11 protein-coding genes are annotated in these 12,741 nt (G+C 52.7%); 8 read left to right on the top strand and 3 right to left on the bottom strand.

What is annotated here, in order from left to right:
* Positions 1–22 precede the first annotated feature (22 nt).
* The 3 genes from FDW94_RS12950 to queF all read right to left on the bottom strand — a co-directional run bounded on the left by FDW94_RS12950 (position 23) and on the right by queF (position 4,199).
* On the bottom strand, positions 23–1,312 hold the full coding sequence (locus FDW94_RS12950; protein ID WP_003034073.1) for an HAAAP family serine/threonine permease: 1,290 nt from the start codon (positions 1,310–1,312) through the stop codon (positions 23–25).
* Between the two features lie 560 nt (positions 1,313–1,872).
* A complete protein-coding gene (gene ppnN, locus FDW94_RS12945; protein ID WP_003034076.1) occupies positions 1,873–3,237 on the bottom strand; it encodes a nucleotide 5'-monophosphate nucleosidase PpnN in 1,365 nt (454 codons plus the stop codon).
* A gap of 113 nt (positions 3,238–3,350) precedes the next feature.
* Positions 3,351–4,199, bottom strand: coding sequence for an NADPH-dependent 7-cyano-7-deazaguanine reductase QueF (queF, locus tag FDW94_RS12940; RefSeq protein WP_137377697.1), 849 nt, complete (start codon positions 4,197–4,199; stop codon positions 3,351–3,353).
* 68 nt (positions 4,200–4,267) lie between these two features.
* Here queF and syd point away from each other — a divergent pair, with 68 nt between their 5' ends.
* The 8 genes from syd (at position 4,268) to FDW94_RS12895 (ending at position 12,649) form a co-directional block, all read left to right on the top strand.
* The gene (syd, locus tag FDW94_RS12935; RefSeq protein ID WP_032944836.1) at positions 4,268–4,813 is read left to right on the top strand and encodes a SecY-interacting protein; all 546 of its coding nucleotides are present in this window, start codon (positions 4,268–4,270) and stop codon (positions 4,811–4,813) included.
* Between the two features lie 631 nt (positions 4,814–5,444).
* The gene (locus FDW94_RS12930) at positions 5,445–5,774 is read left to right on the top strand and encodes a YqcC family protein (RefSeq protein WP_128611819.1); all 330 of its coding nucleotides are present in this window, start codon (positions 5,445–5,447) and stop codon (positions 5,772–5,774) included.
* Positions 5,774–6,556 carry a tRNA pseudouridine(65) synthase TruC gene (truC, locus tag FDW94_RS12925; protein WP_003825671.1) on the top strand — a complete coding sequence of 261 codons (783 nt, stop codon included), beginning with the start codon at positions 5,774–5,776 and terminating at the stop codon, positions 6,554–6,556. Before FDW94_RS12930 ends, truC begins: the two co-directional genes overlap by 1 nt.
* 19 nt (positions 6,557–6,575) lie before the next feature.
* Positions 6,576–7,025 (top strand): flavodoxin, encoded by a 450-nt coding sequence (locus tag FDW94_RS12920; protein ID WP_003825676.1) that lies wholly within the window; start codon positions 6,576–6,578, stop codon positions 7,023–7,025.
* A 342-nt stretch (positions 7,026–7,367) separates the two neighbouring features.
* Positions 7,368–8,720 (top strand): galactarate/glucarate/glycerate transporter GudP, encoded by a 1,353-nt coding sequence (gene gudP, locus FDW94_RS12910; RefSeq protein WP_137377696.1) that lies wholly within the window; start codon positions 7,368–7,370, stop codon positions 8,718–8,720.
* A gap of 2 nt (positions 8,721–8,722) precedes the next feature.
* Complete coding sequence (locus FDW94_RS12905) at positions 8,723–10,063, top strand: enolase C-terminal domain-like protein (RefSeq protein ID WP_137377695.1); 1,341 nt, start codon at positions 8,723–8,725, stop codon at positions 10,061–10,063.
* Between the two features lie 20 nt (positions 10,064–10,083).
* A complete protein-coding gene (gene gudD, locus FDW94_RS12900; RefSeq protein WP_137377694.1) occupies positions 10,084–11,424 on the top strand; it encodes a glucarate dehydratase in 1,341 nt (446 codons plus the stop codon).
* An 82-nt stretch (positions 11,425–11,506) separates the two neighbouring features.
* Positions 11,507–12,649 (top strand): glycerate kinase, encoded by a 1,143-nt coding sequence (locus FDW94_RS12895; protein WP_137377693.1) that lies wholly within the window; start codon positions 11,507–11,509, stop codon positions 12,647–12,649.
* Positions 12,650–12,741 lie beyond the last annotated feature (92 nt).

The following is a 12,741-nucleotide window of genomic DNA, read 5'->3' as shown; positions in this document are numbered from 1 at the left end:
CCCGAGGAGCGGCGCAGGGGAATTAACTGAACAGAGAGTAGAAAATAGCGGAGATAGCGATCAGGCCCATAATCACAACGAAGACGTTGCTGATATGGCCGCTGTACTTACGCATTGCCGGTACTTTCTGAATGGCATACATCGGCATCAGGAACAGAATCATCGCGATGATTGGGCCACCCAGGGTCTCAATCATGCCGAGGATGCTTGGGTTCAGCGTCGCCACAATCCAGGTGGTTACCAGCATGAACAGCGCAGTGATTTTGTTCAGTTTGTTGATTTCGATGGATTTGCCTTTGCCACGCAGAGACTTAATCACCATACCATTGAAGCCTTCACGTGCGCCCAGGTAGTGGCCCAGGAAGGATTTGGTGATAGCGATAATCGCGATGATCGGTGCCATCCAGGCAATAATCGGCGCGTTAAAGTGGTTCGCCAGGTAAGACAGAATCGAGATGTTCTGCTCTTTCGCTGCTGCCAGGTCCGCCGGAGTCAGGCTGAACACGCAGCTGAAGACGAAGAACATAACGGTCAGTACCATCATGATGTGAGCGAATGCCAGAATCTTGGAGCATTTTTTCTCTGCTTCATCACCGTACTCTTCACGCTTCGCCACGGCGAAGGAGGAGATGATCGGGGAGTGGTTGAAGGAGAACACCATTACCGGAATTGCCAGCCACAGGGTCAACAGCAGGCCGTTGCCGGTGGTTGCCGCAGAGTCAAAAGACATGGTTTCCAGAATCGCACCGCTCCACTGAGGGATCAGGTACAGCGCCAGCAGCATCAGAGCCGCAACGAACGGGAATACCAGGATGCTCATCGCCTTAACGATCATCTGCTCACCGAAGCGCACGATGGTCATCATGCCGACAATCAGGATCAGTGACAGGATTGCGCGCGGCGGCGGCGTAATCGCCAGTTGGTGGGTCAGGAAGCTTTCAACCGTGTTGGTGATTGCTACGCTGTAAACCAACAGAATCGGGTAGATAGCGAAGAAGTAGAGCAGGGTAATCAGTTTACCTGCACCAACACCAAAGTGTTCTTCTACAACTTCGGTGATGTCTTCACCCGGATTTTTACCGGACAGCACAAAGCGAGTCAGACCGCGGTGTGCAAAGAAGGTCATTGGGAAGGCAAGGATCGCCATGATGATCAGCGGGATCATACCGCCTACGCCTGCGTTAATCGGCAGGAACAATACACCCGCCCCAATCGCCGTGCCGTAAAGGCCCAGCATCCACATGGTGTCTGTTTTGCGCCATGCGCTGCGGGTCTGGCCCGTAACGATAGTGCTGGTTTGAGTGTTTTCCATCTATTTCTCCTGGAGGAAGCTTAAAAAGTCGGGTTTGGGGTCAATCCAATGAGAAAGTACCCGACTGTAAATCGAAATTCGTTGAGCGATTTTTATATAATTTTTCGCCGTAATAATTTTCGGGCGGAAAGATACATTTTAGTAATGAATGTATCAGTGATCGGGATCCCAAATGCAATAATCCACCTTTTATGTGGATAAATTTGGGCCATTAATCTGTTAAAAAATAGTCAAAGCGAATTTACGGGCGCGAAGGCTAACATTAACGACATATCTCATGAAAGCGAAGGCGCGAAGATAGGCGTGTTCAGCTGTAAAAACTGTTGTTTTTAGATGATTTCGGCGACTAATAATAATTTTCTAAGATAAATCACGGTTGGTTTTTCAAGGTAATCGTTTGCGTGACGCGCTGTTTTTAATGAATCATCACTGGTATTTATATGATTGTCGGGGCTATGTGACTGGTATCACTAAAAAAAGCCGGGAGGCAAGTGCGCCAAACCCGGCTTTGATATGGACAAAACTGTCACCGCTATAGCGCTGCTAGCGGGTGTTGAAGGTTAGGCGCAGATCTCGTAGCAAGGGATATACGCAGTGCCCGGTAACTTCATACGATGTTGTGCAACAAAGCCCTGCAGGAGATCGTCCATGCGGCGCATCATTTCGCGGTCACCGTGGATTTTGTACGGGCCAAACTCTTCAATAGCGCGGATCCCGACTTCCTTCACGTTACCTGCCACAATACCGGAGAATGCACGACGTAAATCGGCGGCCAATACTTCAACGGGTTGATCCGGGTACAGCTTCAGGTTGGCCATGTTTTCATGGGACGGCTCGAACGGCATCTGCAGATCGGGCGCGATACGAATCGACCAGTTAAAGCTGTAAGCATCTCCTGTGTCGCGACGGTTTTCTTTCACCAGCGGCATCGCTTTTTTCATCAGACGCGCCACTTCTGCCGCATCGTCAATGATAATGCGATAGTGGCGACGTGCATCTTCCCCTAGCGTGTGCACGATAAATTCGTCCAGCACGCGGAAGTAATCCGCACTCTCTTTTGGTCCGGTCAGGATCAGCGGTAGAACCTGATCTTTGTTGGCCGGATTCATCAGGATCCCCAGCAGATACAGCAGCTCTTCTGCTGTCCCTACGCCACCCGGGAAGATGATAATACCGTGAGCGATACGCACGAACGCTTCCAGACGTTTTTCAATGTCCGGCATGATGATCAGTTCGTTTACCAGCGGGTTAGGCGGTTCAGCGGCGATGATTGACGGTTCGGTCATGCCAATAAAGCGGCTGTCTTTGTATCGCTGCTGGGCGTGGCCGACCGCGGCGCCTTTCATTGGCGCTTCCATCGCCCCCGGACCGCAGCCGGTACAGATGTTCAGTTCGCGCAGGCCCAGTTGGGTGCCGACGCGACGGGCATACAGGTACTCATTTTCGTTGATTGAGTGGCCGCCCCAGCAGACGACCATGTTCGGCGCTTCACCAACGTGTAGCGCCCGCGCATTACGCAGGATCGAGAATACGAGGTTGGTAATATGTACCGAGCTTTCGAGATCCAGATGCTGAAAACGACCGGCGTTATGGATCTGTCCATTGACGAACAGAATGTCGCGCAGTACGGCAAACAGGTTAGCCTGTAGCGCACGAATAATGCGTCCATCAACAAACGCATCTTCAGGTGGGTTGATCAGTTCCAGCTTCACGCCCCGTTCGCGGCGCAGTACGTTAATATCGAAACTTTCAAAGCGGGACAGCAGTTCTTTACTGTTGTCGGTCAAACTGCCGGAGTTCAGAACGGCAAGCGAACAGTTACGAAACAGTTGATACAGGTCGCTGCTGGCCGTGCGTTTAAGCATATCGACTTCCAACTGCGACAACATGTCCATTGAGCCAAGCGGGCTAATATGTGTAATCAAGTAAACTCCTTATGGGACGCAACACGTCATTCCCTATTGATTACAATAGCCCTGGCTTATGACCTTTCACAACCTTGCGCGCGGAATCCGGCACGCAAAATTGAGAAAAAAGATTACTGACGTACCAGACGACCGGTTGCCGGAGTGAAATCGGTGTTGGTGCGCCATGGGTTAATGTCCAGACCACCACGTCGCGTGTAGCGTGCGTAGACGCTCAGTTTCTCTGGCTGGCAGAAGCGCAGAATGTCATTGAAAATACGTTCCACGCACTGCTCATGAAATTCATTATGGTGGCGGAAGGAGACCAGATAACGCAGCAGCATCTCTCTGTCGATTTTCCGTCCACGATACTGAATTTGTATGGAGCCCCAGTCGGGCTGGTGGGTGATCAGACAGTTGGATTTCAGCAGGTGGCTGACCAGCGTCTCTTCGACTGCCTTTTCACCGCTCACGGCATTTTCCAGATACGCAGTGCTGAACTGATAGTTGTCGATGACGATATCCTGATTGTCGATACAGGTCCCATTAAAGTGGGCTATCGGCTGCCCTTCCAGTTCGTCAAGGCGGTACAGCGCCACGCTGACATCGCCCTGAGCGCAGGCGCGCAGATCGTTTTCCAGCGTCTGGCGTACCGCGTCCCAGGAATCAAAACGCGTCTGGTTAAAACTGTTCAGGTACAGCTTAAAGCTTTTCGACTCAATCAGATTTACGCTGGTGTAATCCAGCTCCACATGACCGACCGCAACCTGCGGTAAGCCGTTGGCATTCAGCCACGACAGTTCATATAGCGTCCAGATATCTGCACCGTGAAAAGGCAAGTTATCGGCCTTTAAATCCAGCGGGTCGCGATTCAGGCTGCGCGGAACGCCCTGCAACAGACTTGCATCGTAATTGTCTCGGTAATCCGTTGATTTACCGAGTGTCAGGCCGTTAAGCGCCTGATGATTTTCATAAGAGGACATGTTTCACCGTCATAAACCAGATACACTATGCGATAAGTGTATCCTGGCTTTTGTGAAGAGAGAAATCAGTGGACGAATTGACAGCGCAGGCGTTGATAGCCTTTACGACGCGTTATTGCGACGCATGGCATGAAAAAAACAACAGTTGGCCGCTCAGCGAAGAGCTGTATGGCGTACCTTCTCCGTGTATCATTTCTTCCACAGACGATGCGGTATTTTGGCAGCCTCAACCTTTTGTCGGCGAAAATAACCTCAATGCGGTTGAACGGGCCTTTGATATTGTGGTACAACCTGCCGTTCACGCTTTTTACACCACCCAGTTTGCTGGTGATATGCACGCGCAGTTTGCGGATGAAAAGCTCACGCTGCTGCAAACCTGGAGTGAAGATGACTTCAGGCGCGTTCAGGAAAACCTGATTGGTCATTTGGTAACGCAAAAGCGCCTCAAGCTATCACCTACGCTTTTTATTGCCACACAAGATAATGAGCTTGACGTCATTTCGGTGTGCAATCTGTCCGGTGAAGTGTGCAAAGAAACGCTGGGAACCCGTAAACGAACGGTGCTGGCGGCCTCACTTGCGGAATTCCTCACTCAACTTAAGCCAGTTCTGTAATCCAGTTTGCCCTGAATCTTGTGAGAGATCTCTTACAAACCCTGTAGGACATTGCCAGGTGATAAGTAAAGACTTAATGAATTGATAAAATAATAATTTATTATTATTCAATTGGTTAGTGTTTTATTGTCAACTTTCATACGAAAATAATCGTAAGGGTAAGCCTGTAAGCATCTTGTAAGACAATGCGAAACAGGCGATTCTATATCTGTCGACAAGGAGTCGCACAACGAAGAGAACATCAGGATGATGGCTCTTCGCCAGGACACACCAGGACGGTGTTGCAAGGACAGGCTTCAGGACGAAGCAAAGAGGAAGACGCTGGATGCGTTAAAGGACACCTCCAGGATGGAGAATGAGAGCCGGTCAGGATGTTCGGCGGGTCTGGATGGCCAGGATACTTCAGGATGAAGTTTTCACATCGGGGTGATGTGAGCAGGATGCAAAAGTTCAGGATGAACACGGTCGCAAGACCACAGGAAAAGTTGTCAAGGATGAGCAGGGAGCACTAAAAGTAGCTGGAATGCTGCGAAACGAACCGGGAGCACTGTTTTTACAGTGCTCCCTTTTTTTATTTCCCTCCACTAGTGCTATTCTTCGCGCCAGATTTTTCATCATTGAGGTTAATTTCATGACGACTCATGACCGTGTGCGCCAGCAGTTACACGCACTTGAAGCGCTACTGCGTGAACATCATCACTGGCGGATGGATGAGCCAGCAGAGCATCTGTTTACCAGTACGCAGCCTTTTTGTATGGATACCATGGAGCCGGTCGAGTGGCTGCAGTGGGTGTTGATTCCCCGCATGCATATGTTGATTGATAACGCGCAGCCGCTTCCGCAGGCTTTTGCCGTCGCACCGTATTACGAAATGGCGCTGGCAGCCGATCACCCGCAGCGCGACATTCTTCTGGCGGCATTGCAGGAGCTGGATGCGTTGTTTACAAGTGATAACGCCTGATGCTGGAAATTCTTTATCAGGACGAATGGCTGGTCGCCGTCAATAAACCTTCGGGCTGGTTGGTTCACCGCAGTTGGCTCGACCGGGATGAGAAAGTGGTGGTGATGCAAACGGTGCGCGACCAAATTGGTCAGCACGTATTTACCGCCCATCGACTCGACAGACCAACCTCCGGCGTGCTGCTGATGGGACTGTCCAGCGAAGCCGGGCGTTTGCTGTCCCAGCAGTTTGAACATCATCAAATTCAGAAACGCTATCATGCGATTGTGCGTGGCTGGCTGATGGATGATGCCGTGCTGGATTACCCGCTGGTCGAAGAGCTGGATAAGATTGCCGATAAGTTTGCCCGCGATGATAAAGGCCCGCAGCCTGCTGTCACCCATTATCGTGGCCTGGCAACGGTAGAAATGCCGGTAGCGACCGGGCGTTATCCGACTACCCGTTACGGGCTGGTGGAACTGGATCCTAAAACCGGTCGCAAGCACCAGCTCAGACGCCATCTGGCGCACTTGCGCCATCCGATTATCGGCGACAGCAAGCACGGTGATTTGCGGCAAAACCGCAGCGCCGCAGAGCATTTCGGTTGCCAGCGATTGATGCTGCATGCCAGCCAGCTTGCGCTGACCCATCCTTTCACCGGTGAACCGCTGGTTATTCGCGCCGGACTGGATGACGTCTGGATGCAGGCGTTATCACAGTTTGGCTGGCGTGGACTTCTCCCTGAGAATGAAAGGGTTGAGTTCAGCGGGCTGTCAGGTCAGGATGAGCAGATAGATTCTTAAGTCCCAGGAGATTACGGTTATGGCGGAAATTGGAATTTTTGTCGGCACGATGTACGGAAACGCGCTGCTGGTTGCCGAAGAGGCCGAAGCTATTTTGACGGCGCAGGGTCATAAAGCTACGGTGTTCGAAGATCCGGAACTTAGCGACTGGCAGGCATATCAGGATAAATATGTACTGGTGGTGACTTCCACGACCGGGCAGGGCGATCTGCCGGATAGCATCGTGCCGCTGTTTCAAGGGATCAAAGATAATCTCGGTTTCCAGCCAAATCTGCATTACGGGGTAATTGGGCTGGGCGACAGTAGCTACGTTAATTTCTGCAATGGCGGCAAACAGTTCGATGCCTTGTTGCAGGAACAAAGCGCCCACCGTGTAGGAGAAATGCTGCTGATTGATGCCAGCGAGCATCCTGAACCGGAAAGCGAATCCAATCCCTGGGTAGAAAACTGGGGAACCTTGCTTAAATAATCTCTCGCTCGTACGGGCATGCAACCCCCCTTTGAACCGCAAGCCGGGCCAGGCGAAGCCGCCACCCGGCAATAAAACCCCAATTACGTGAACTAACTTCCACTACTTTGGGCTTATGCCCCAAACAACTTCTCACTGCCTCCCTAATGTTGTGTTCATGCACGGTGAGGGTCAGTGGCACTCCTTCATATACTTTTCCCGTCAGTTCCCGGAATGGCAGCGAGTCAGAATAAAACGGCCCTGAGCTGTACCAACACTGCCACACACTAACCTCTCATTCTGATCACCCTACAGGTGCTGTACAGAATGAACTGGCGAAAGCCAGGATTCAGGAGTGCAACAATGAGTTCATTAAGTCAGGCGGCGAGCAGCGCGGAAAAACGCACTAACGCTCGCTACTGGATAGTGGTGATGCTGTTTATCGTCACATCCTTCAACTACGGCGATCGCGCCACCTTATCCATTGCCGGTTCGGAGATGGCCAAAGACATCGGTCTGGATGCGGTAGGGATGGGGTATGTATTCTCCGCTTTCTCATGGGCCTATGTTATCGGCCAGATCCCCGGCGGCTGGTTGCTCGACCGCTTTGGTTCAAAACGCGTTTATTTCTGGTCCATCTTTATTTGGTCCATGTTTACCCTGTTGCAGGGTTTTGTCGATATCTTCAGTGGCTTCGGCATTATCGTTGCGCTGTTTACTTTGCGCTTCCTCGTTGGTTTAGCTGAAGCGCCCTCCTTCCCCGGCAACAGTCGTATTGTGGCGGCGTGGTTCCCGGCACAGGAAAGGGGCACGGCGGTCGCTATCTTTAACTCTGCGCAATACTTTGCCACCGTTATTTTCGCGCCAATCATGGGTTGGCTGACCCACGAAGTGGGTTGGTCGCACGTGTTTTTCTTTATGGGCGGTCTTGGGATTGTTATCAGCTTCGTCTGGCTGAAGGTGATTCATGAACCGAACCAGCACCCGGGCGTAAACCAAAAAGAGCTGGAGTACATTGCCGAAGGTGGGGCGCTGATCAACATGGATCAGGCGGCAGCCAAAACCAAAGTGCCGTTTAGCGTGAAGTGGGGGCAAATCAAACAGATGCTGGGTTCACGGATGATGATCGGGATTTACATCGGCCAGTACTGCATTAACGCGCTGACCTACTTCTTTATCACCTGGTTCCCGGTTTATCTGGTGCAGGCTCGCGGTATGTCGATTTTGAAAGCTGGCTTTGTTGCTTCGGTTCCGGCCATTTGCGGATTCGCCGGCGGCGTGCTCGGCGGCATTATTTCCGACTGGCTGATGCGCCGTACCGGTTCGCTGAATATCGCCCGTAAAACGCCAATCGTACTCGGTATGCTGCTGTCGATGGTGATGGTGTTCTGTAACTACGTCAATGTGGAGTGGATGATCATCGGCTTTATGGCGCTGGCCTTCTTCGGCAAAGGTATCGGTGCGCTGGGATGGGCAGTGATGGCTGATACCGCACCTAAAGAGATCAGCGGTCTGAGCGGCGGTTTGTTCAACATGTTTGGCAACATCTCCGGCATTGTCACGCCAATTGCTATCGGCTACATCGTCGGGACTACCGGCTCGTTTAACGGCGCGTTGATTTACGTCGGGGTACATGCGCTGATTGCGGTGGTGAGCTATCTGGTGCTGGTGGGCGATATTAAACGTATCGAACTGAAACCTGTCGCAGGACAATGATGATGACAACACAATCGAGTCCCGTTGTTACCGATATGAAGGTCATCCCGGTGGCCGGTCATGACAGCATGCTGCTCAATATTGGCGGCGCGCATAACGCATACTTTACTCGTAATATCGTGGTGCTCACCGATAATGCCGGAAACACCGGTATCGGTGAAGCGCCAGGTGGCGAAGTGATTTATCAGACGCTGGTGGATGCGATTCCGCAGGTGCTGGGCCAGGAAGTGGCGCGCCTGAATAAGGTGGTGCAGCAGGTGCATAAAGGCAACCAGGCCGCTGATTTTGACACCTTTGGCAAAGGCGCCTGGACCTTTGAACTACGGGTCAATGCGGTAGCGGCGCTGGAGGCCGCATTGCTCGACCTGCTGGGCAAGGCGCTCAACGTGCCGGTTTGTGAACTGTTAGGGCCGGGCAAGCAGCGCGATGCGGTCACCGTACTCGGTTATCTGTTCTACGTGGGCGATCGCACAAAGACCGATTTACCGTATCTGGAAAGTACGTCGGGAAACCATGAGTGGTATCACCTGCGTCATCAGCAAGCGATGAACAGTGAGGCAGTGGTACGTCTGGCTCAGGCTTCGCAGGATCGCTACGGCTTTAAAGATTTCAAACTCAAAGGTGGTGTACTGCCTGGCGAGCAGGAAATCGACACCGCTCGTGCGCTGAAAAAATGCTTCCCGGATGCGCGTATTACGGTTGATCCCAACGGTGCCTGGCTGCTGGATGAAGCCATCTCCCTGTGTAAAGGGCTGAACGATGTTCTGACCTACGCCGAAGATCCATGCGGCGCTGAACAGGGTTTTTCTGGCCGTGAAGTGATGGCCGAGTTCCGCCGTGCAACCGGTCTGCCGGTAGCAACGAACATGATAGCTACCAACTGGCGTGAAATGGGCCATGCGGTGATGCTGAATTCAGTAGATATTCCGCTGGCCGATCCGCACTTCTGGACCCTTTCTGGCGCGGTACGCGTGGCACAGTTATGCGATGACTGGGGCCTGACCTGGGGCTGCCATTCTAACAATCATTTTGATATTTCGCTGGCGATGTTTACCCACGTCGGTGCGGCTGCGCCGGGTAATCCAACGGCTATTGATACCCACTGGATCTGGCAGGAGGGCGATTGCCGCCTGACCAAAAATCCGCTGGAGATTAAAAACGGAAAAATTGCGGTACCCGATGCGCCCGGTCTGGGCGTGGAACTGGACTGGGATCAGGTACAGAAAGCGCATGAAGCCTATAAGGCGCTGCCCGGCGGCGCGCGTAATGACGCAGGCCCAATGCAGTATCTGATCCCCGGATGGACTTTTGACCGTAAACGTCCCGTTTTCGGCCGCCACTAATTTTGAATAAGGACTTAATTATGAGCGCACAATTTTCTACCCCATTGGTTACCTCTATGCAGGTTATTCCGGTTGCGGGTCATGACAGCATGCTGATGAACCTGAGCGGCGCACATGCTCCGTTCTTCACGCGCAATATTGTGATTATTAAAGATAACTCCGGTCATACCGGCGTGGGTGAAATTCCCGGCGGCGAAAAAATCCGCAAAACTCTGGAAGATGCGATCCCGTTGGTGGTAGGTAAAACGTTAGGTGAATACAAAAACGTGCTGAATGCAGTACGCAATACTTTTGCCGATCGTGATGCGGGCGGTCGCGGTTTGCAGACCTTCGATTTACGTACCACTATTCATGTGGTTACTGGGATCGAAGCGGCCATGTTGGATCTGTTAGGTCAGCATTTGGGCGTAAACGTCGCCTCTTTGCTGGGGGATGGCCAGCAGCGTAGCGAAGTTGAAATGTTGGGTTATCTGTTCTTCGTGGGTAACCGTAAGGCAACGCCGCTGCCGTACCAGAGTCAGCCGGATGATAAATGCGACTGGTATCGTCTGCGTCATGAAGAAGCGATGACCCCGGATGCGGTAGTGCGCCTGGCGGAAGCCGCGTATGAGATGTATGGTTTCAACGACTTTAAACTGAAAGGCGGCGTACTGGCCGGGGAAGAAGAAGCGGAATCTATTGTCGCGCTAGCGAAACGCTTTCCGCAGGCCCGCGTCACGCTGGATCCGAACGGCGCGTGGTCGCTAAATGAAGCGATTAAGATCGGCAAATATCTGAAGGGTTCTCTGGCCTATGCGGAAGATCCGTGCGGTGCCGAGCAGGGCTTCTCTGGTCGTGAAGTGATGGCGGAGTTCCGCCGCGCCACCGGTCTGCCGACCGCCACCAACATGATCGCCACCGACTGGCGTCAGATGGGGCATACGCTGTCGTTGCAGTCTGTGGATATCCCACTGGCGGACCCGCACTTCTGGACCATGCAGGGTTCTGTCCGTGTGGCGCAGATGTGCCATGAGTTCGGGCTGACCTGGGGATCGCACTCTAACAATCACTTTGATATTTCGCTGGCGATGTTTACGCATGTCGCGGCGGCGGCTCCGGGTAAAATAACCGCTATCGACACCCACTGGATCTGGCAGGAAGGCAACCAGCGCTTGACCAAAGAGCCGTTTGAAATCAAAGGCGGCATGGTGCAGGTTCCGGCAAAACCGGGTCTGGGCGTGGAGCTGGATATGGATCAGGTCATGAAAGCGCATGAACTGTACCAGCAACATGGACTGGGTGCGCGTGATGATGCGATGGGTATGCAGTATCTTATCCCGAACTGGACGTTTGATAATAAGCGTCCGTGCATGGTTCGCTAAGTGATCCAGGACCGCTCCTATAGAGTGAGCGGTTTTGCTCCTGGTGTATGCTTAACATAATCAACATGCGTAAGGATGCTTTATGAAAATAGTAATCGCACCCGATTCCTATAAGGAAAGTTTGAGTGCGCTTGAGGTGGCAACGGCTATAGAGCTGGGGTTTCGTGAGATCTGGCCCGATGCGGATTACGTGAAGATTCCGGTTGCAGATGGCGGTGAAGGAACGGTCGAAGCGATGGTTGCCGCAACGCAAGGTCACCTTGTGCATGTTGATGTTACCGGCCCTTTGGGCAACACAATTCAGGCATTTTATGGTTTATCTGGTGATGAGCGCTCGGCGTTTATCGAAATGGCGGCCGCCAGCGGACTGGAACAGGTTCCTGTGGGGTTACGCGATCCGCTGAAAACGACATCCTGGGGAACCGGGGAGTTAATCCGTCATGCGCTGGACGCTGGCGTTGAGCATATCATCATTGGGATTGGCGGTAGCGCCACCAATGATGGCGGTGCCGGGATGGTGCAAGCGCTGGGAGCAAAACTGCTGGATGCGCAAAATAACGAAATTGCGCAAGGCGGAATCGGTCTGGAATCTCTGTCCCGGATTGATATTTCTCAGTTAGACAGCCGTCTTGCCGGGTGCCTTATAGAAGTGGCTTGCGATGTGACCAACCCGTTGACTGGAAAAGAGGGCGCATCTGCGGTTTTTGGTCCGCAAAAAGGGGCTACGCCGGAGATGATTACCCGCCTGGATCGGGCGCTCACGCACTATGCGCGACTTATTGCCCGCGATCTGGACGTCAACGTGCTGGATCTGGCCGGTGGTGGTGCGGCGGGTGGTATGGGGGCGGCACTGTATGCGTTTTGCGGCGCACAGTTACGCTGCGGTATTGAGATAGTGACCGATGCGTTACACCTTGATGCCTGCGTTGCGGATGCGGATTTAGTGGTCACAGGTGAAGGGCGCATTGATAGTCAGACCATTCACGGTAAGGTTCCGGTTGGCGTGGCGAAGGTCGCAAAGCGTTACAACAAGCCGGTTATCGGTATCGCAGGTAGCCTGACGGCCGATGTGGGGGTCGTACACGAGCATGGGCTGGATGCGGTTTTCAGCGTCATCTACTCCATTTGTACCCTGGATGAGGCGCTGAAGAACGCGAGCGACAACGTACGAATGACGGCGCGAAACGTAGCCGCAACGCTCAAAGCAGGGCAGCAATTACGCTGAATTGTTAGCCGCATTCGGCGATGTGCCCGATGCGCGACGCTTATCGGGCCTACGGTAAACAGCGAAACCTGTAGACCGGATAAGGCGTTTAC

Source organism: Citrobacter sp. wls757 (assembly GCF_005280935.1).
Taxonomy (GTDB): domain Bacteria; phylum Pseudomonadota; class Gammaproteobacteria; order Enterobacterales; family Enterobacteriaceae; genus Citrobacter; species Citrobacter portucalensis.
Note: the sequence above shows the minus strand (reverse complement) of the source record. Positions and strands in the feature narration are given on the sequence as shown.